17 protein-coding genes are annotated in these 19,084 nt (G+C 37.6%); 10 read left to right on the top strand and 7 right to left on the bottom strand.

The annotated features are described in order from the left end of the window. Window positions 1-25 precede the first annotated feature (25 nt). The 4 genes from ACVYAD_RS15425 (at window position 26) to ACVYAD_RS15410 (ending at window position 2,259) form a co-directional block, all read left to right on the top strand. Window positions 26-205 carry a uracil-DNA glycosylase gene (locus ACVYAD_RS15425; protein ID WP_349660691.1) on the top strand — a complete coding sequence of 60 codons (180 nt, stop codon included), beginning with the start codon at window positions 26-28 and terminating at the stop codon, window positions 203-205. Then, window positions 202-459, top strand: coding sequence for a YwdI family protein (locus ACVYAD_RS15420; protein WP_476427040.1), 258 nt, complete (start codon window positions 202-204; stop codon window positions 457-459). The genes ACVYAD_RS15425 and ACVYAD_RS15420 overlap by 4 nt, the downstream gene beginning before the upstream one ends. A gap of 25 nt (window positions 460-484) precedes the next feature. Continuing rightward, on the top strand, window positions 485-865 hold the full coding sequence (locus tag ACVYAD_RS15415; RefSeq protein ID WP_349660689.1) for a DUF423 domain-containing protein: 381 nt from the start codon (window positions 485-487) through the stop codon (window positions 863-865). Between the two features lie 215 nt (window positions 866-1,080). After that, complete coding sequence (locus tag ACVYAD_RS15410; RefSeq protein WP_349660688.1) at window positions 1,081-2,259, top strand: M20 family metallopeptidase; 1,179 nt, start codon at window positions 1,081-1,083, stop codon at window positions 2,257-2,259. Between the two features lie 269 nt (window positions 2,260-2,528). Here ACVYAD_RS15410 and gerQ read toward each other — a convergent pair whose 3' ends face one another. Both gerQ and ACVYAD_RS15400 read right to left on the bottom strand, forming a co-directional pair. Next, window positions 2,529-2,870: a spore coat protein GerQ gene (gene gerQ / locus ACVYAD_RS15405; protein ID WP_349660687.1), complete on the bottom strand. Its 342-nt coding sequence runs from the start codon at window positions 2,868-2,870 to the stop codon at window positions 2,529-2,531. Between the two features lie 21 nt (window positions 2,871-2,891). Then, complete coding sequence (locus ACVYAD_RS15400; RefSeq protein WP_386830027.1) at window positions 2,892-3,275, bottom strand: cell wall hydrolase; 384 nt, start codon at window positions 3,273-3,275, stop codon at window positions 2,892-2,894. Between the two features lie 756 nt (window positions 3,276-4,031). Between ACVYAD_RS15400 and ACVYAD_RS15395 the strand changes: the two genes are divergently transcribed. Then, the gene (locus tag ACVYAD_RS15395; protein ID WP_079559343.1) at window positions 4,032-4,214 is read left to right on the top strand and encodes a hypothetical protein; all 183 of its coding nucleotides are present in this window, start codon (window positions 4,032-4,034) and stop codon (window positions 4,212-4,214) included. A 42-nt stretch (window positions 4,215-4,256) separates the two neighbouring features. On the opposite strand, the gene hemQ is transcribed toward ACVYAD_RS15395, so the two are convergent. Then, window positions 4,257-5,006, bottom strand: a complete 750-nt coding sequence (hemQ, locus tag ACVYAD_RS15390; protein ID WP_349660685.1) for a hydrogen peroxide-dependent heme synthase — start codon at window positions 5,004-5,006, stop codon at window positions 4,257-4,259. A gap of 157 nt (window positions 5,007-5,163) precedes the next feature. Here hemQ and lipL point away from each other — a divergent pair, with 157 nt between their 5' ends. Beyond that, window positions 5,164-5,997, top strand: coding sequence for an octanoyl-[GcvH]:protein N-octanoyltransferase (gene lipL / locus ACVYAD_RS15385; protein ID WP_349660684.1), 834 nt, complete (start codon window positions 5,164-5,166; stop codon window positions 5,995-5,997). 59 nt (window positions 5,998-6,056) lie between these two features. Here the strand turns inward: lipL and ACVYAD_RS15380 are convergent, their stop codons facing one another. Next, window positions 6,057-6,704 carry an RsfA family transcriptional regulator gene (locus ACVYAD_RS15380; protein WP_349660683.1) on the bottom strand — a complete coding sequence of 216 codons (648 nt, stop codon included), beginning with the start codon at window positions 6,702-6,704 and terminating at the stop codon, window positions 6,057-6,059. A 245-nt stretch (window positions 6,705-6,949) separates the two neighbouring features. Here ACVYAD_RS15380 and ACVYAD_RS15375 point away from each other — a divergent pair, with 245 nt between their 5' ends. From ACVYAD_RS15375 to ACVYAD_RS15365, 3 genes are all read left to right on the top strand, one after another. After that, on the top strand, window positions 6,950-7,174 hold the full coding sequence (locus ACVYAD_RS15375; protein ID WP_049667962.1) for a YuzB family protein: 225 nt from the start codon (window positions 6,950-6,952) through the stop codon (window positions 7,172-7,174). A gap of 322 nt (window positions 7,175-7,496) precedes the next feature. After that, entirely contained in the window at window positions 7,497-8,870 is a 1,374-nt protein-coding gene (locus tag ACVYAD_RS15370) for an HD domain-containing protein (protein WP_476427039.1), read from the top strand. A gap of 513 nt (window positions 8,871-9,383) precedes the next feature. Further along, window positions 9,384-14,567 (top strand): collagen binding domain-containing protein, encoded by a 5,184-nt coding sequence (locus tag ACVYAD_RS15365; protein WP_476427038.1) that lies wholly within the window; start codon window positions 9,384-9,386, stop codon window positions 14,565-14,567. Between the two features lie 51 nt (window positions 14,568-14,618). On the opposite strand, the gene ACVYAD_RS15360 is transcribed toward ACVYAD_RS15365, so the two are convergent. Together ACVYAD_RS15360 and ACVYAD_RS15355 are read right to left on the bottom strand one after the other, a co-directional pair. After that, window positions 14,619-15,287 (bottom strand): class A sortase, encoded by a 669-nt coding sequence (locus ACVYAD_RS15360; RefSeq protein WP_476427037.1) that lies wholly within the window; start codon window positions 15,285-15,287, stop codon window positions 14,619-14,621. Between the two features lie 170 nt (window positions 15,288-15,457). Further along, entirely contained in the window at window positions 15,458-15,643 is a 186-nt protein-coding gene (locus tag ACVYAD_RS15355; protein ID WP_053484500.1) for a 2-hydroxymuconate tautomerase, read from the bottom strand. 171 nt (window positions 15,644-15,814) lie between these two features. Between ACVYAD_RS15355 and ACVYAD_RS15350 the strand changes: the two genes are divergently transcribed. Continuing rightward, the gene (locus tag ACVYAD_RS15350) at window positions 15,815-16,330 is read left to right on the top strand and encodes a YwhD family protein (protein ID WP_349660678.1); all 516 of its coding nucleotides are present in this window, start codon (window positions 15,815-15,817) and stop codon (window positions 16,328-16,330) included. 349 nt (window positions 16,331-16,679) lie between these two features. Here the strand turns inward: ACVYAD_RS15350 and ACVYAD_RS15345 are convergent, their stop codons facing one another. Next, window positions 16,680-18,737, bottom strand: coding sequence for a transglycosylase domain-containing protein (locus ACVYAD_RS15345; RefSeq protein ID WP_476427036.1), 2,058 nt, complete (start codon window positions 18,735-18,737; stop codon window positions 16,680-16,682). Window positions 18,738-19,084: the final 347 nt, after the last annotated feature.

Genomic DNA, 19,084 nt, shown 5'->3' with positions numbered 1-19,084 from the left:
TAATAGAAGAAAGTGGGGGACAACGATGAAGGTGAATTGTTTCAAATGTCAATATTTTAAAGTAACATGGGACCCGCAAACTCCACGGGCTTGTGTAGCGTATGGCTTTAAAACAAAGCAAATACCATCCGTTGTCGTTAAACAATCCTCTGGCACAGACTGTCTGAAATTTATGCCAAAAGCAGAAAGTGGGGGAATGCAATGATTCCTTATCAAGCCGTTATTCAACAACTTGAAAAACAATTATCCGGTGTCAAAAATACTGGAGACGAACAACAAATTCGTGAAGCCTTAACAGCAATCCGAGCATTATGCGATGTGGTATTAGACACCATTTCTAAAGCGCAGTCAAAACATTTGCCACAAATGCTAGTGTCAGAGCCGAAGCAACCAAGTTTATATACAGCAAAAATTGAAGAAGAAGACGGAGCAAATGGCGATTCAATTTTTGACTTTTAATCATGATTAAAGGTAGGGAAATGATATGAAGAAATTTATCGTGACAGGTGCACTTCATGGCTTTTTAGCAGTGGCACTAGGTGCATTCGGTGCACATGCTTTAAAAGAAGTTCTAGACGATTATAGTCGTGGGATTTGGGAAACAGCTGTGCAGTACCAGATGTTTCAAGCTACGGCAATCCTTATCATTGGACTATTGATGAGCTCTAAAATACTAGGTGAGGTCAAGCAGTTAAATTTAGCAGGAATCTTTTTCAACCTAGGGATTGTCTTCTTTTCGGGAAGCTTATATGTACTGGCAATCAGCGGCGTTAAAGTTCTAGGTGCCATCACACCAATTGGTGGTGTTCTATTTTTAACTGGCTGGGTTCTAATTATAGTAGCTGCGCTTAAACATGCTCGATAAAAATCAGACTACAAATTTACTCCTTCACACTATGTGTGAGGGAGTTTTTGTTTTTTACGGATAACAACTAGTAATGAATCAAGAGAATTTTTCTTCCGGATCAACAATATAATTACTATAGAATGGTAGTTTTAATTCCTATTGTTTTTGTAAGGATTTATAGTACACTATAATTATCAAATAAGTTCGACAAATAAGAAGTGAGGTTTTGTGATATGGAGAAGCTTTTTACTTTACTAGATAATAACTATGATGAAATGGTAGCGATTCGTCGTCATCTACATGAATATCCGGAATTATCTTTTGAGGAAGTGGAAACACCAGCGTATGTAGCGGCTTTTCATCGAGCGTTAGGACATGAGGTTCGTGAGCATGTAGGTGGACGGGGTGTTGTTGCAACTTTATATGGAGGGAAGCCAGGTAAAACAGTAGCATTACGCGCTGATTTTGATGCATTAGCCATTCAGGAGGAAAATGACGTTCCTTATAAGTCAAAAGTAGATGGTAAAATGCATGCATGTGGACATGATGGTCATACTGCGACATTACTAGTGCTTGCTAAAGTGCTTCATGCATTGAAAGATGATATTGCGGGCAATGTAGTTTTCATTCATCAGCATGCAGAAGAAATGGCGCCAGGTGGAGCAAAACCTATGATTGAAGATGGCTGCCTAGAAGGAGTAGACGTTATTTTCGGTACACATTTATGGGCACCAACGCCATTGGGCGATATATTGGTGAGAGATGGGGCAATTATGGCTGCCGCGGATAAAGTGGAAATTACGATTCAAGGTAAAGGTGGTCACGGTGCGGAGCCTCATCATTCTATTGATGCAGTTACTCTTGCATCACAGTTTGTAGTTAATGCACAGCAGATTATATCTCGACGTATCGATCCATTAAAATCAGCCGTCTTAACAATTGGTCATTTTGAGGCCATTAATCCTTTTAATGTGATTGCAGAGCGAGTAGTATTAGCTGGAACAGTCCGAACTTTTGAGGAGCCGGTACGCAAACAAATGGAGCAAGAGCTTGAGGCCGTTTTAAATGCTACTTGTTTAGCCTTTGGTGCAAGCTATAATTATCGTTATACGAGGGGCTATCCACCTGTTTACAACCATGTGAAAGAAACAGAATTTGTTGCACAACTTGCGGTAGATATACCAGGAGTAGAAAATATTATAACGTGCCCACCATTTATGATTGGTGAGGATTTTGGGTATTATTTAGAGAATGTACCAGGTACATTTTTCTTCACGGGTGCTAAAAAGCCAGAATGGGAAGTGGCATATCCTCATCATCATGCACGCTTTGATTTTGATGAACGTGCAATGTTGATTGCTGCCAAAACTTTAGGAAAAGCAACATTGCAATTTTTACAAGAAAATCAATAGTTAGCTCCATTAAATAAAAATTAGCATGCTAGGAAGTATCCTACCATGCTAATTTTTATTTAATGGTAAATGCCCACGTAGATTCCTCGTTTCATACGAAAAACATTTGCGGGCAATCAAAAACATGAGACCTAATTGGGAGTCACAACGAAACTGTATTGCAACGAAGTATGAGCAAGAAGTAGCGAAGGAGCACCCTTTTGCTCGGTCCTCCTTGCTATTGAGGAGTGGAATTTAGAAAATACGAACTTATGAATAGCTCATTTCAATTATGGAGTTTGGTCAAAGTATGCCATTTCCTCATCATATTCAGCAAAATCAAAGTAAATCATTGGGAATAGGAAACGATGATTCGATTTGAGTTCACGTAAAATAACATGATCTCTACCAGCAGCTTCTACAACGCCTCGCACTACTTTCGTGTTTTTCCCTGGCTCAATCGCATGCTCGAAGGAAAAATGGAAAGTACCAGGTTTTCCACGATTCAAACGAAAAATATTTTCAATATACGATTGCTCCCGTCCAGGTTGGCGTGCTCCAGGAAGTACCTGTGGAGGCACTTGAGGCATTTGTTGTTGTTGCGTTGTCGGTGTCCAATAATAAGGCATCATAAGTTATCAACCTTCTTTCTTTTAGATTTGAGGACAATCTTCTTCGGTTGGCGAGAAGAAGCAATGTGCTTTGAATCTTCCCGTGTTCCACTGACCATACCATTGTGCTGGACAATCTCCCTCAGGTCTGAAAAACCATAGTGAACGTGTTGCTGGATGGAATCTTTCACCTTGAATAACTCTCCTTGCTAATCGAAGGTCTTGATCACGTGCTCGCTGATAAAAGTAGCCTTTTAGTGTCGCTTCAAAGCCCCCTGGACGCTGATATACCATTTGTTCAATTGTACGAACATCTGTAAAATCTAAACAATCTGCTCGTACACGATTGACGCCAACATTGCCGACCATCAGCATACCTTGGTTCCCTTCACCCTCTGCCTCGGCACGCATAAGCCTTGCTAGCATGGCTGTTTGTGCATCATTCGTTTTGATAACAGCGATTTTTACTCCTCCTCGCAGACAGTATATGCATGATGGTATCGTAGACATGTTCAATTTCGATGAAAGAAATTCACAGTTTAAAATGGCTAAGCATATATTAATAATGACGAGCCGTATGTAAAAGAGGCGAAAAAAATTTTTTATTCATGACTATAACGTGGAGTTGAATCGCACAGGCCGTGTATGTTTATCCTTCATTTCTCTACTACGTTAGTTCCAGAAATGAAGCTAACCCCCAAGGAATCTACAAGCTATTAAATGGCATGCTTTTCAACTTGGGTGTTACGCGTATAAAAATGGGTAAAAAGAGAATAGAAACTATATCGGGGAACGTGAGATGGGCATTGCATGTGTATTGAATACATGTGAGGTGACAGGGTATGGAGATTGGTGTTTGGGTAGGTATTTTGTTGAGTGCTGTGCTGGCATTTTTAGTGGGGAGTTTTTACGGACAGCCACTCCATTGGTATCTCTTTATACTAATAATCGTAGTCGGATTTTTCATCAATACGATTATATTAATTTTGAAAGTTAAAGATGAAAGGTCTTGAAGCGCAGCACGGTCATATGAAAATAAGAAAGTGTCGTCCATTACGATGACACTTTCTTATTTTTTTTAATTGAATAAATGGAATCTGATGTTTTGCAAGTATATTAAAAATAAACGGTGACATACTAAAGTTGAAAATTATTTTTTTGCTTTCATGAAGGAGTGTTATAATGCATACTTTTGGTACGTTTGTAGCAATTATCATAAGTGCATTCATCGCCGTTGGGATAGCAGAGTACTATCAGCAACCGTATAATTGGTATTTAGTTTTCCTAATGATTCTAGCTGGTTTTTTTATTCATACAATTATTTTAATATTGGAATCAGAGAACAGCGAAGAAAGCGAATATTAAAAAATGCGAGTCCGATTGGTGGACTCGCATTTTTATATTTAATTAAACAGTTAATAATTTCACAAGTTTTTCTTGATCAAGAAGGTTACCAACGAAGAATGCGCCAAACTCACCGTAGCGAGCTGAAACTTCATCAAAACGCATTTCATATACTAATTTTTTGAATTGTAGTACGTCATCTGCAAATAGAGTTACGCCCCATTCGTGATCGTCGAAGCCAACAGAACCAGTAATGATTTGTTTTACTTTACCAGCATAGCCACGACCAATCATACCGTGAGAACGCATTAGCGATTTGCGTTCATCCATTGAAAGCATGTACCAGTTGTCATTGCCTTGACGACGCTTATCCATTGGATAGAAGCATACATGCTTAGCGCGTGGAAGTTCAGGATATAGACGAGCACGCACATGTGGATTTTGGTAAGGATCTTCGTCTGACTCACCTGCTAAATAGTTAGAAAGCTCTACAACAGATACATATGAATATGTAGGAATTGTAAAATCAGCAATCGCTAATTTATTGAATTCAGCTTCAAGCTCTTGTAGTTCTTCCATTGTTTCACGTAAAGTCATAATCATAAAGTCAGCTTTTTGACCAACGATTGCGTAAAATGCATGGGCACCTGTTTTAGCGATATCAGCTTCGTTTAATTTTTCTAAATATGCAATGAATTCTTCTACTGCTGCTTGGCGTTCTTCAGCAGAAACTAGTTTCCATGAAGCCCAATCGATTGAGCGGAAATCATGTAAAGCGTACCAACCATCTAAAGTAATAGCTGCTTCATTCATTATTAAAAACACTCCTTTATAAGTGAATATCATTCGAAATTTAGTTTATCATAGTTTGTACAAAATCCCTAAGTTCATGATTGCATTTCACGAATTTGACACCTTCCATAGATAATGTATTCTAAAGAGAAGAGATGTAAATAGAGGAGCTCCAATCATGAAAAGTATTTTACAACAGCCGATTTGGCGTTTTTACGATCAATCCATTAGCGCGAAGCAAAGATCGCCGCTTGAATCCTTTGCAACAGACGATACTTTATGTCAGCTAGTTGGGCAATTAGCCTCTCCGCCAACTATTCGTACATGGGTACATGATGCATCTGTTGTGCTTGGTATTCAGGATCACCGTTTACCATATGTGCAGCAGGGCATGGATTTGCTTAAAGCACAAGGCTATCAACCTATTGTACGCAATTCAGGCGGATTAGCAGTTGTGCTGGATGAAGGTGTACTGAATATTTCAATTGTATTATCTGAACAAACGGAAGCGCTAAGTATTAATGATGGCTATGATGTAATGGTAGCTTTAGTAAAAAGCTTGTTCCCTGAAGTAGCAGATCAAATTGAAGCCTATGAAATTGTAGGCTCCTATTGTCCAGGTTCCTATGATTTAAGTATTAAAGGAAAGAAATTTGCTGGTATTTCTCAGAGACGTTTACGTCAAGGTGTAGCAGTGCAAATTTATTTATGTGTTGAAGGAAGCGGTTCAGATCGAGCTGCACTCATTCGTGACTTTTATGAGGAAAGTCTAAAAGGAGAGGAAACGAAATTTACGTATCCTAATATTGACCCTGATGTGATGGCGTCATTGTCTGAACTAATGGACGTATCATTAACAGTGGAAGCTGTTGTTTTTCGTTTACAGCAACTTCTTAACAATATGGCAGAAGAAATTCAAGTTGAATCTTTTCATGATGAAGAAATAACGCTATATGCGTTTTATTTACAACGTATTTTAGAACGAAATACGAAAATGCTTGAACCGAAGTGATGAAGCGAAAGCCTTGAGCGGATGTCAATGAGAGATCGTTGCAAAAAAAAGCGATGCTGCTAAATAAGCGCATCGCCATTTTCTTGTGTATAAGGGCTACTTACAACGAGATTTCCGTTTTTCTCCATTTTGAAAACAGGTGCAATTCGTTCGTCCTCTTCATCTAGTGTAACTAGTCGTCTAGCACGGTTCATAATTTGTACAAATTGCTCGTAATCTTTTCGAATAGCTCTATTTTCTTCTTCTAGCTGTGTAATGGTTTTCTCTAGTTTTTTATTTTTCTCAGATGTTACGTGTACTAGCTGTCTCCATTTTGTAGACTCATTACCTATTTCACCAGAGTGTTGTAAACGTAATAAATAGGCTATGACAATATCAAGATTTAATGCAGATAGAGGAATTGATTTACCCTCTGCGGCACTACTATTAACTGTAAACATACTAGAAGCACGGCGTCTTGCTGGAGCTCCCAACACTCGCATTCTTTCTTTTCTTTCTTTTTTTGCTTCTGATAATTGTTCCTCGTATTCTTTACGAACAACAGCATTCCAACGAAAACCACATGCAGCAGCAGTACGATTCAAAGCATCACCAGCTTCTTCAAAGGCATTTAACTGTGTACTACCTTCCGTCACATGGCGAATAACCGCCTCTGCTAACAATTCATCGTTTTCTTCTAACCAAGCATCTTGTCTAACTTTACTCATATTAAAATCCTCCCACCTTTATTTGGAACTTTTTATTTACAACTAGCATGACCAATCTTTTAACCTTTTATTCATCCATGTGGAAGGAATTATGCTTGAATACAAGGGGAATAATGCGATACAATACCCGTTGTAGGTTTGTACGTATGCTACATACTTAAATATGTGAAAGTCATACGTTCAATAGAGACGAATTTTTGATTTTTTGATTAAAAAAATACTATATAGAAAGGGTTGTTGACAAAATGGCAAACGAATTTAAAGTTTGCGATGAATGTCAGGCCGTTAACTTAAAAACGTTAATTCCAAAATTAAAGGAAATCGATCCTGATGCAACCATCGAAATTGGCTGTCATTCTTATTGTGGCCCAGGACGTAAAAAAACATTTACCTTTGTAAATAGCCGTCCTGTTGCTGCATTAACGGAAGAAGAACTAATGGAAAAGGTTTTAGCAAAGTTAAAAAAATAAGTAAAACAAAACGCTATCTTCACTAGTTGAAGATAGTTTTTGTTTGGATTTTTATTGTCGATGGATAGAATCGATGAAGTGACGGAAGTAAGAGTTAGAGCGACGGATAGAATCATCAAAATGACGGAAAGAAGAGTCAGAGAGACGGAAAGCCATGCGGGCGACGGATAGAATCGGCAAAGCGACGGATAAAACCGCCGAAACGATGGAAGGTTCACGTTACGTCGCCTCATCACTTGGAAATTAGGTCGATAGAAACCTAAAATAAGACGAGAATACAGTGAGTTAGGTTGATAGTCTCTATAATTAAAAGGCAATATGTATGCTAGTCCTGTATTTATCGCATATAATAGAACAAATAGGAAACGGGGGTGCTGTACAATTGACACATTATGCAAAAGCTAAATTACAAGAGGAAAAAGTATTCAAGGATCCAGTGCATCGTTATGTGCATGTACGGGATCAAGTGATTTGGGATCTAGTTGGTACGAAAGAATTTCAGCGACTACGTCGAATTCGCCAGCTCGGTACAACATTTTTAGTATTCCATGGAGCAGAGCATAGTCGCTTTAGTCACTCACTTGGCGTTTACGAAATTGTACGCCGCATAGTAGATGATATATTTGCAGGTCGTCCGGAATGGGATGAGGATGAACGCCTGCTTGTGCTTTGTGCAGCCCTTTTACACGATTTAGGGCATGGGCCATTTTCACATGCCTTTGAAAATGTTTTTGAGCTTGATCATGAATATTATACAAGACAAATTTTGCTCGGTGATACAGAAGTGAATGCCGTATTAAAAAAAGTGTCGGCTGACTTCCCGGAGAAAGTATCTCAGGTCATTGAAAAAACATATCCGAATAAGCAGGTCGTTAGTTTAATATCGAGTCAAATCGACGCTGATCGTATGGATTACCTACAGCGTGATGCTTATTTCACAGGCGTAAGCTACGGTCATTTTGATATGGAGCGTATCTTAAGAGTAATGCGTCCACGGAAAAATCAGGTCGTTATCAAGGCAACGGGCATGCATGCGGTAGAGGATTATATAATGAGCCGCTATCAAATGTACTTACAAATTTATTTCCACCCAGTATCTCGCAGTGCAGAGGTTGTATTAAATAATATTTTAAAACGAGCTAAGCAACTAAGCTTAGCTGGCTATAAATTTAAGCACGAGCCTACACACTTTATTGCATTTTTCCGCAACTCCATTACGTTAGATGACTATCTTGCATTAGATGAGAGTATTCTTTTTACATATTTTCAACTTTGGATGCAAGAAGAGGATGCTATATTAAGTGACTTAAGCCGCCGCTTTGTTAACAGAAAGCTATTTCAATACATCGATTTAGATCCAGGTGTAGAGCTAGATAAATATCAAAAACTACAAGAGCTCTTCAAGCAAGCTGATTTAAATCCAGAATATTATCTTGTCCATGATACAACAGCAGATTTACCGTATGACTTTTATCGACCAGGAGAAGAAGAAGTCCGTGTTCCTATTTTCTTAGAAATGAAAAATGGAGAGCTACGAGAGCTATCACGTGAATCTATTATTGTTGATTCTATTTCTGGTCGCATGAAACGAGATCATAAAGTATACTTCCCGCTAGATTTCCTAGAGGACAATAGTACCCATCCTGCTGTGAAGAAACAAATAATAGCCTTGCTGCAAGGTAAGGGGAAAAATTAAGGAAAAATTAATGAAAAAAATTTTTTGTATAAAAATGTGTATATTAAATAAAGTGGAATATATAGTATTCCAACATACTAATAGTGAAAAACAGCGAAAGTACTCTGATTGAGTTATTTTCGCTGTTTTTTTGTCATTGTATAAAGATGAAAAAAGTGGAAACTATATAGAAATTTTTAGAATTTTATAAATAGAAAGTCTGAGATTGTTTAGAATTTGTTTAGTATAATCGTTTAGAATGAGTCGAAAACCCTAAAATGGGTGTTACCTATTATTAAGGGTGTCACGAAAGTACCATGGATATATTCTAATTGTACATCGCAGATACATAAGTCATCGTAAGTGCCTATTCGTGAGTACTTATTCGAGTGTATTCATATAGACGACCATTGAATAGAAGGAAAGAGGGACCAACCTATTGTTTGCGGCATGCTTTTCGACATGACGAAAGGATGCAACGTCGTCAGCAAATACCAACAGGTAACTCTCTGAACTTAGAAAAAGGAGAGAAACATGCAAAAATTTAAAAAACTAAACATAGCAGTAATCTTAATGCTACTAGTATTCCAAACAGTCCTTTCACCGATTTCGGTGTTTGCGATTGATGGAGCACAATCTTTAGCACAGTCAGTTGAATCTGGAGATGTGGGTAGTAATGATAACACGAGCGTAGGTGAATCGCCTGAAACTTCAGCTAAACCAGAAAAGGGTACTGGTACCACGGGAGTAGTTGAACTACCAGAAACCTCAACTGAACCTGAAAAAGGTGAGGGTTCTATTACTGGTTCTGAGGGCGTAGTTGAACTACCAGAAACCTCAACTGGACCTGAAAAAGGTGATGGTCCTATTACTGGTTCTACGGATGTAGGGGCACAACCTGAAACACAAACTGAACCTGGAAAAGGTGATGTTAGTGGTGAAGGAGAAAATCCAAAAGAAGATAAGGATGACGAAACTACACCACCATCGTATGAGCCAATTATGTCTGTTGATGTAATTAAAAATGTTGAGTTTACTGTGGATGGAAAAAAGGTAAATTCAAATGAAAGTATTAATGTTACTAACGGACAATCTGCAGAGTTTAAATTTCATTTAGAACTAGCAGCAGGACATAATTATGGTCCGGGTACAACATTAACGTACACTTTACCAGCTATTTTTGAAAATATCACATTCCCGAAAGGAACAGCTTATGGTGAGGTAGGTACAATTTCAAAAAATGGAAATGATATTGTCATTACATTTAACGACGAATTAAGAGATGATTTAGGAGCTGGTGTAGCCCTTGAACCGGGTGCATACTTTAGCGTACAAGCAAACTTTGCAAGCGATAATACGAAATGGGAAGAAACAATTAGTTTACCAGGCACTGAAAACATCAAGTTGAACTTCCAACCTAAAACGAGCAATAAACCTGTTACCAAATCAGGTGTAGCAGATAATGGTGGGGAAAATAGTAAGTTTATTGACTGGAAAGTTGAAGTTAATACAGATTTAGGCGTTAATAAAGAATCTGGCACTACAGATTTTATTGATACATTAGAAGGCGCGCATACTTTTAAGCAAGATTCTGTAAAAATTACAAAGTTAAATATATCACCTAATGGCACAAAAACAGACTCTAATGACCCTGTCATTGTGACTCCAATCTTCGATAACAACAAAATGACAATTGCGTTGCCGAATGAAAAATATACTGCTTACCGCATTACGTATCAAACAGAAGTTGGTGACCCAGGTAACGTTAAAAATGCTATCTTTAAAAATAAGGCAACTTATAATGGGAAATCCACTACTGCACCAATAAACGTGAACTTTGGTGATCCATTAGCAAAAACGCATACAGGTCCTACTGCTAGTGACTTAGCAACATATTGGACGATTAATTACAACTTCAATAACCGCAATATTTCACAGGAAAACGCCGTACTAACGGACATCTGGACCGATACTCAAGAGTTAGTTGGAGAGGTACAAGTATTTGAGGCAGATGGTAATACTCCTGCCACTATTTCTTACAAAGTGGAGAAAGATGGAAACGGCTTTAAATTAATATTTAATGCTCCTGTAACAAAACCATATGTTATCAAATATGTAACAAAGCCAAAAGATAACGTGTATCCAACAGAGAGTTTTGCGGTAAAAAATGAAGTAACACGCCCGGATATGTCAGAATCGGTAGAAGATACTTCTTATTATTATAAAGAATATTTATTACTAAACAAATCTGCAAATGGCATTGACTATCAAAATAAAACGATGTCATGGAAGATTGTGGCGAACCAAGCAGGCTATGATTTAGCTGCTGGTACGAAGTTTGTTGATACTTTTACAGATAAAAATCTAAAGTTAATAGAAAATACTTTAGAAGTAAAAGTAGGTAATAAATTAGTTAATAAAGCAGATTACACGTTAAGCATTAATGAGGATAAAAAAACCGGATTTACAATTATTTTAAACAAAGCGATAAATGAGCCTATCGAAATTACGTATGATACAGAATACGATATTCGACATGCTGGAACAAATGCAATTGAATATCATAATACAGTAACAATGACAAATAATAATTTACCGAATTCTCCATCTGCTTCAGCAGAACAAGAGATTCGAAATGAACAAAAAACAAATGGTAAAAAAGAAGGTCATTATAATTACGAAACAAAAACCTTCTATTGGGATGTTGAATTTAACTTTAACTACAATTCTTTAAAAAATGCTGTATTTGAGGATAAATTACCAGATACACAAATAGTTCGAAATATTGTAGTTCAAAAAGGTGAACTAAATGCAAGTGGTGTTTTCACAGGAACAGAAACAATAGAGATTCAAAATACTTCAGATAAAAAGAACGAAATTAAGCTTGAACTAGGGAATATTGATAGTCCTTATAAAGTGACATATGAATCAGTAGATAAAGATGGCATATTCCCACATGGGAACCCAGTACGTATTACGAATACAGCTACACTAACAAGCGATGAAGGTGAGAATGCATCGTGGTCAAAAACAGTTGATGTAAATCATACAGATAAAATTTTAAACAAAATGGGTCATCAAGCTGATCGTGGCTCTGCAGTAGCTAAGTGGAATTTTGAGTTTAACTACGCACAATCCAAATTAGACAATGTAGTCATTACCGACACAGTAGGTAAAGATGCTGAAGGTAACCCAGAACAATTGATTTTAGAAGCTACGTTTAAAGTATATAAAGTTGCATTATCTGGAACAACTCCAAGTAATCCAGCTGAACAGAAGACACTTGTAGATCCAAGTGCGTATACATTAAATGTAGATATGAAAAATGGTGCATTCACTCTTAATTTAGGGAATGTGACTGCAGCATACTATATAGAATACGAAACAGTATTTACAGGTGAATCAGGCTCTGATGCTGAAAATGAAGTAGAAGTAAGCTATCAAGGTGGCAGTCAAACAAGTGGAAAAGATAGCTGGTCAATTGCTGATTTTAATTATGGTAACCAAGCATCAACAGTTAAAGTGCCATTTGTCATTTTAAAAACGAATGCTGCAACAGGCGAAGTAATGAAAGATGTTGAGTTTACTTTATACAGCCAATACACAGGAAATAAACCATTAATTAGTGCTAAAACAGATGAAAACGGTGTATTAGACTTCGGATTAAAATTAGCTGAGGGTAAATATACGTTAAAAGAAACAAAAGTTGATGGCTTTGAAAATCCGGATGTAATCTTTACATTAAATCGAGATAAAAAAGCAACATCAGGTCCTTTTGAAGGTAAACAAATTGTTGAAATAGCCAACATACCAGAAAGCCCTTTGAAATGTTCACTGTTTGAATTAACGGTATACGATATTGACGGTAAATTAGTGGATGGAACAGTAACATTAGTAAGTAAAGCGACGGGATTATCAGAAAATCATACTGTTGAAAACGGTAAAGTTACTTTTACTCCAGAACAAGTTAAAGCAGGTCAGTATGAAGTTATTTATAATGGCGAGACGTTAAAAACAATTACTGTAGAGTACAGTGAAAACTGTAACGCGAGTATTCAACCCGCACCTAAGTGCGAAAACTTCACAATCGTGGTTAAAGATACAGACGGAAACATCCGTACAAATATTAAAGAGTTAACATTGAAATCAGGTACTACAGAAGTAAAGGCATCAACTGATGCATCAGGTAAGTTTATTTTTGAATCAAACAAAACTAATTCTGATAATGGCGTGAAGCCAGGCGAATATACTGTATATGAAGGTAACCAATTCTTGGGGACAGTAACTTTAACGTATACAGAAGACTGTGGGCATGAATTTATTGTTAAACAGGCACCAAAATGCGAGGAATTTAAATTAACAGTTAAAGATGTTGATGGTAATAATATTACTGACGATACTTCAAAAATCGTTGTTAAAGATGCTAACAAAAATGAAATTATTAGCACAACAACTACAACAGGTGTTATTGAATTAACTGATTTAGAACCAGGTGTTTACACAGTTGAAGTAAATGGTGAAGAAATTGGTACTTTCGAAACAAATATCGAATGTGAAAAAACGGTTCAACCAGCACCAAAATGTGAGCTATTCACATTAACGGTGAAGGATGAAAATGGCAATCCACGCCCTAATGTTAGCAATATCACAATTAAAGATAAAGCAACAGGAGCAATTATTGCTGCAGGCAAAACGACAAATGAATTAGGTCAAATTACGATTCAATCTAAAGACATTCCTTCAGGTGAATATAGTGTATATCAAGGTCATCTATTCATTGGGTATATAACTGTTAAATATTCAGTTAAATGTGAAGCAGAAGTATCAGCAGCACCTGCTTGTCCTGAATTTACATTAACAGTAAAGACGGTACTTGGAACGCCTAACGTGAATGCAAAGATAACAATAAAAGATGCTAAAGGTAATATCGTTAAAGGTGAAGACGGTAGTGAAGTTTTCACAACTAGTATTGCAGGAACGGTTCTATTACCAAACAAAACTATTAAACAAGGTACGTACAATGTATATGAGGGAAGTAGTTTAATTGGCTCATTTACTGTAAAAGATACATGCTCTGCAGAAGTACAGCCTAAATCAACAAGTGGTGGAGGCGACGGTGGTGGCTGGACGCCTAACCCAGATCCAGGTCCAGATCCTGATCCAGAAAAGCCAGTTGATCCAGGAAAACCAGTTGACCCAGATCCGGATCCAGGAAAACCAGTTGATCCAGGGAAACCAGTTGACCCAGATCCGGATCCAGAAAAGCCGGTTGATCCAGAAAAACCAACAAAACCAACACCAGAGACAGAGAAGCCAGTTAATCCAACAAATCCAGATGGTTCAGGTAACGAAATAGATCCAAAAGATCCAACAAACCCAACAAAACCTGAAAAACCAACTGTAGAAGAAGTTATTGATCAAGGAAAAGAATTAAAGCCATACAAGCCTTCTACAGCGGATAAAGATACATTAGATGAATATAAGGATTTCCTCGATAAATACAACAAGTTATCTAAAGAGGAACAGGCAGAAGTAGATAAATATCTGGATATTGATAAAATCAAAGCAGATGCAAAAGAAATGGAAGCGCAATTAAATGCGCAAGGCAAACTGCCACAAACAAATGAAGCAAACCAAACAGCTCTTACACTAATCGGTGTAGCGCTTGTACTAGGTGCATTATTCTTATTGCGTCGTCGCAATACAGAAGTGAAATAATTTTCAATAAGAAAACCCCAAGATCGTAAAAATCTTGGGGTTTTCCCTATGCTAGAAGGTATCTGATAGTTTTGCAGGTGCTTTGTCGAATGGATATTGCTCGACAAATTCTGCTTGAACGGCAAGTCGTTTCGTACCCTCATCAGCACATGTAACGAGGGTTAGAAGAGTTTTATCAGGGATATCATCAATAACATAAACATCTGTTGCAGAGATGATTTCCTTAGTTGTGATCTTGTACTCATAAATATTCGTTAAATCCGTTAAATAAATTGTATCTCCTATGCTAGCTTTATATAAGGGGCCAAATAAAATATCTTTTTCCTCAAAATAATGACCTGCTAATGCGTAGTTTCCTTGTCCAAGTTTTTGAGTAGGCTTCATCGTGCCTGCTCCAACGGCAAGAGAGGCGTTACCAACTCCTTTGACGATAGGAAGTTTCATATCCACACTAGGGACTGCGATACTACCGATGACAGGCATTTTACTGGCGGTTGTCTGAGCTTTTAAGACTTCCGCTATGGAAAGGGATTGCACGGCTTCAAATTCAAAATCGGCATCTGCATTTTTGTTTTTGGCCATCTCCTCAGCGCTGTAATCAGTTGTATTTAATTGTTTACTCAAATGGGCGATAATTGCATGCTGAATGGGGTTAATGAAAATAAGTAAGAGGCCAACGATAAGCATACAAATGAGTAGTGGCAGTTTAAATTTATTCATGTCATAAAACACATCCTAGTATTCAAATTACGAGTTGAGGAGGAGTTGGTCCTATTCTGTATCTAGAACCGTAAAACGCCTGTAACAAGCTTCTAAACGTTACAAAGCACTAGAAGGCTACCATACGTTAAAAATGGGTAGAGCTTTATGTGCTCTACCCGTTCTAATCTTTATTTATCGCTGAAGCGTACGCCTGCAACACCGTAGTGGTTTTTAGACATTTCCTCGATGAAGACTGTTACATTTTCTGGTGGCGCATTCACTGTACGAGAAACGGCTTCTGTTACTTCTTTTACGAGTGCACGTTTTTGTTCTTCTGTACGACCTTCAAGCATTTTCACTGTTACGTATGGCATAATATTGCCTCCTTTATTGAATAATGTTGTATAGTTAGTTTATAAGAAAGTATTATATAAACTTCTTACTTATATGTAGGCATTTGCACATTGCTAGCAGCGTTCATTACGATGCTAATGCGCATAAACAATGCTTTACTTTTATAATAGCAGAATGGAGGTAGTTAAAGTATGGCAAATGAAGAAAAACCAAAACAAAAAATGGGCTTTACTATTATTAAAAATGATCCAACAGACGGACATAAGGGATTTGGTATCGGTTCGCTTTCGCTTGAAAACGTATCGCCAGTCATTATCGATATAGAAGAGGGGACGGCATCAGTTGAAATCGGTGCTATGCATGCTCGCAGTGATGTGGAACGAGGTATTAAATTTACGACAGATCGCGCTGATTCAGAAGGTGGGAAAGCGTATTGGCTAGTATGGGTGACAATCGACCATAAAGCGGATGGACCTTACTATGCGGGTGTAACTGCGTGTGAAATGGTAGTTAATCGTGAAAAGCGTCGTGGCTATAAAGTTTTAGCTGATCATGTAAATAAAATGGATAAATCTATGAAGCGTCACATTATTGTAGAGCATATGGATGCGCCGTCTAAAAAGGTGTTAGCTTCTTTCCTAGGTGAGCTAAATCCGGACTTATGGGCTCGTAGTGAGGAGCAATTGCGTCAAGGTTTATTTGTTTAATAGACCTACAATGATTGAACAATCTGTGACATTTCATAATCGCTTTCATATAAGGTTGAAAGTGGGTTTGAAACCAAGTAAACTTGATAAAGAACTTACATTTTAGTAAGCTAGGACACTTGGTTCTGCGAATGTGATGAGCGCTATGCGGCATTTGAACAACCCAAACCCAAGCCAAATGCCCCATGATTCTCATCTACTTCGCGAACCATAAATAAGAAAAGCTTTCTGTTCCCACGGACACAGCTCCGGGGAAGAGGAAGCTTTTCTTTTTCGTATATGTCTGTTACTTTGTCGAGAGCCTTCGCTAATAAAACGCTTATTGCTAATAAAGGTTCCGCATGATTCGTTAATTTTTAAAAATGTTGAATGGGAGCATATTCCAGAACTCTCCCCACGTATCGGTATCGAGAATATCAAAGTTTGAAGAACATTTTTCAGTTGGTACATCTTTAGCATCCATATAGATGAGACGTTGTTGAGGGCAGGCATTTGTCGCTAATTTACCTGATTCAATATCGATGACCGCACCTTTAACGCCTTTCGGTTTTTTGAAATCCTCGTTCTTTGCTCCTTTATTGACAGTCTCCATAAAGTCGATCCAAATTTGCTTAGTAGCAGCAGTATCTTCTTTTTCCGTTAGATTTTTTCCTTGGTCATAGCCGTTCCATACACCGGCGGTTAAGCTAGGTGTAAATCCAATCAGCCACTGGTCGCTATTAGTAGAGCCAGATTTTGCTGCATACGTATGCGTCATACGAGAGCGAATGCTAATCCCTGTAGCGGGAGAATAATCACTAAAGACTGGATCGAAAATACCTGTCATCATCTCTGTTAAGATATACGTATTTTCTTTTGAGAGAACGGTTTCGTCTTCTTTACTAACTTCTTTATTTTCGTAGATAGTATCGCCGTTAGCATTTTTAATAGAAACAATAGTAGTAGGCGTAGTTTTTTTACCTTGCGATGCTAAAATATTATAAGCATTCGTCATTTCATATAATGTTGTTTCTGTCGTTCCAAGTGCCATGGATAAATTGTCCTTCTTACCAATAGTCACGTCGAAGCGATCAGCCATTTCGTGAAATGGTTTAAAGCCAATCTCCTCTAAAGTTTTAACAGCGTAAATATTATCAGAAATAGCGATAGCTTGTGCCATCGTCATATCATGGTTTGCAAATTGACCGTTAACATTTTTAGGTGAGTATGTGGCCCGTCCATGATCATAAGTGAAAGTTGTCTCACCTACATCTAATAATGTTAATGGTGTATAACCATTTTCTAAAGCTGCCGCATATAAAATAGGTTTAATGGTCGAGCCTGGCTGACGTTTTGCCTGTGTAACTCTGTTAAAAGAACTTGCAGCATAGTCACGACCTCCAACTAATGCTGTAACGGAGCCAGTATTGGATTTCATACTAACAAAAGCAGTTTGTAAATCATCAGCAGGCATATGTTTAGCTACAGCTTCTTCAGCTGCCTTCTGATGTTCTAGATTAATCGTTGTTTGGATAGTCCAGCCACCCTCACTAATGTCGAGATTTTTTGATTTCAAAATTTCACTAGCCTCTTGCCATGCTACGTCAAGGAAAAATGGTGCTACAGATTTTGTGGCTACCCAGCTATCATTCTTTAAGACAAGCTTTTCACTTTCTGCACGTGTTCTTTCATCTTGCGTAATAGCACCTTGATCGGTCATCAATTTTAAAATAACGTGTTGGCGATTAGTTGCCTTCTCTAAATTAGCAATAGGGGAGTAAATACTTGGCCCTTTTGGAACCCCAGTTAACATTGCTGCTTCTGCAAGCGTTAAGTCTTTTGCAGATTTTCCATAATAAAATCGACTTGCAGCTTCTACGCCGTACATACCGTGGCCGTAGTAAACAGTATTTAAGTAACCTTCTAGTATTTCATCTTTATCATAAAAAACTTCTAATCTATAAGCATACAGTGCTTCATTTAATTTTCGTGTCCACGATTTCTCATGTGAAAGATATAGATTCCGAGCATATTGTTGTGTAATTGTACTTGCTCCTTGAACTTTACTTCCAGCCTTAATATCAACTAATATTGCACCAGCGATACGAGAAAAATCCAAACCGCCATGCTTATAAAAATCTTTATCCTCAACAGCTACTACTGCTTGCTTTAAATAGGGAGACATCTCATCAAGACTAACCCAGTAACGTCGTTCATTCGCAAAGTGATCCCCAATTTGGTTCTCATTTTCATCTAAAAAAATAGAGGCTTTCGGTACGGTTAAAGGCGGGGCACCAGCCACTTGAACATAGACGCGTAAAGCTATAAATGCTACTACAATTGCGGATGTAAAGGCAACAAAATAGGTAAGTGCTTTACGTGTACGCTTTGAACGTTTTTGCTTACGTTGATAGCTTTTTCTCTTCATCCGACTTCACCTCGTTTTCTCACACTTGCGTATAGTATGTGTTTGAACATTCATATTTAATCGAAATTATTGGTAAAAACTATTGCACTTTATTCAAAAACATCTATACTTTTTTTGTACTGTTTGAAATGCTAGCATTCGACAAAAGAATAGCACATTGTAGATTTTAATCGAATTCTGCTAGACGTTCCAATAATGTATACGAGGATACAGGGATAGAGGTTTCATTACATTCCTGTAAGCCCTTAATAGAGGTTCATTATCAAAAGTTATAAAATAGATTTCATGTGGAAAAATGATTGGAGGGGGATTGGACACCCTCAATTGGAACGGAAATCAATTTTGTA

It is taken from the genome of Lysinibacillus sp. G1-3, assembly GCF_056322905.1.
This window is presented reverse-complemented; position numbering and strand designations above follow the sequence as displayed.

What these genes read in the sequence shown, in the direction of transcription:
- gerQ (WP_349660687.1), bottom strand. Translation starts at nt 2,870, where the DNA reads ATGATGCCTTATTATTGGACACCGACAACGCAACAACAACAAATGCCT.
- hemQ (WP_349660685.1), bottom strand. Translation starts at nt 5,006, where the DNA reads ATGAATGAAGCAGCTATTACTTTAGATGGTTGGTACGCTTTACATGAT.
- ACVYAD_RS15380 (WP_349660683.1), bottom strand. Translation starts at nt 6,704, where the DNA reads ATGAGTAAAGTTAGACAAGATGCTTGGTTAGAAGAAAACGATGAATTG.
- ACVYAD_RS15365 (WP_476427038.1), top strand. Translation starts at nt 9,384, where the DNA reads ATGCAAAAATTTAAAAAACTAAACATAGCAGTAATCTTAATGCTACTA.
- ACVYAD_RS15375 (WP_049667962.1), top strand. Translation starts at nt 6,950, where the DNA reads ATGGCAAACGAATTTAAAGTTTGCGATGAATGTCAGGCCGTTAACTTA.
- ACVYAD_RS15425 (WP_349660691.1), top strand. Translation starts at nt 26, where the DNA reads ATGAAGGTGAATTGTTTCAAATGTCAATATTTTAAAGTAACATGGGAC.
- lipL (WP_349660684.1), top strand. Translation starts at nt 5,164, where the DNA reads ATGAAAAGTATTTTACAACAGCCGATTTGGCGTTTTTACGATCAATCC.
- ACVYAD_RS15370 (WP_476427039.1), top strand. Translation starts at nt 7,497, where the DNA reads ATGCTAGTCCTGTATTTATCGCATATAATAGAACAAATAGGAAACGGG.
- ACVYAD_RS15355 (WP_053484500.1), bottom strand. Translation starts at nt 15,643, where the DNA reads ATGCCATACGTAACAGTGAAAATGCTTGAAGGTCGTACAGAAGAACAA.
- ACVYAD_RS15350 (WP_349660678.1), top strand. Translation starts at nt 15,815, where the DNA reads ATGGCAAATGAAGAAAAACCAAAACAAAAAATGGGCTTTACTATTATT.
- ACVYAD_RS15410 (WP_349660688.1), top strand. Translation starts at nt 1,081, where the DNA reads ATGGAGAAGCTTTTTACTTTACTAGATAATAACTATGATGAAATGGTA.
- ACVYAD_RS15420 (WP_476427040.1), top strand. Translation starts at nt 202, where the DNA reads ATGATTCCTTATCAAGCCGTTATTCAACAACTTGAAAAACAATTATCC.
- ACVYAD_RS15360 (WP_476427037.1), bottom strand. Translation starts at nt 15,287, where the DNA reads ATGAATAAATTTAAACTGCCACTACTCATTTGTATGCTTATCGTTGGC.
- ACVYAD_RS15400 (WP_386830027.1), bottom strand. Translation starts at nt 3,275, where the DNA reads ATGCTAGCAAGGCTTATGCGTGCCGAGGCAGAGGGTGAAGGGAACCAA.
- ACVYAD_RS15395 (WP_079559343.1), top strand. Translation starts at nt 4,032, where the DNA reads ATGCATACTTTTGGTACGTTTGTAGCAATTATCATAAGTGCATTCATC.
- ACVYAD_RS15415 (WP_349660689.1), top strand. Translation starts at nt 485, where the DNA reads ATGAAGAAATTTATCGTGACAGGTGCACTTCATGGCTTTTTAGCAGTG.
- ACVYAD_RS15345 (WP_476427036.1), bottom strand. Translation starts at nt 18,737, where the DNA reads ATGAAGAGAAAAAGCTATCAACGTAAGCAAAAACGTTCAAAGCGTACA.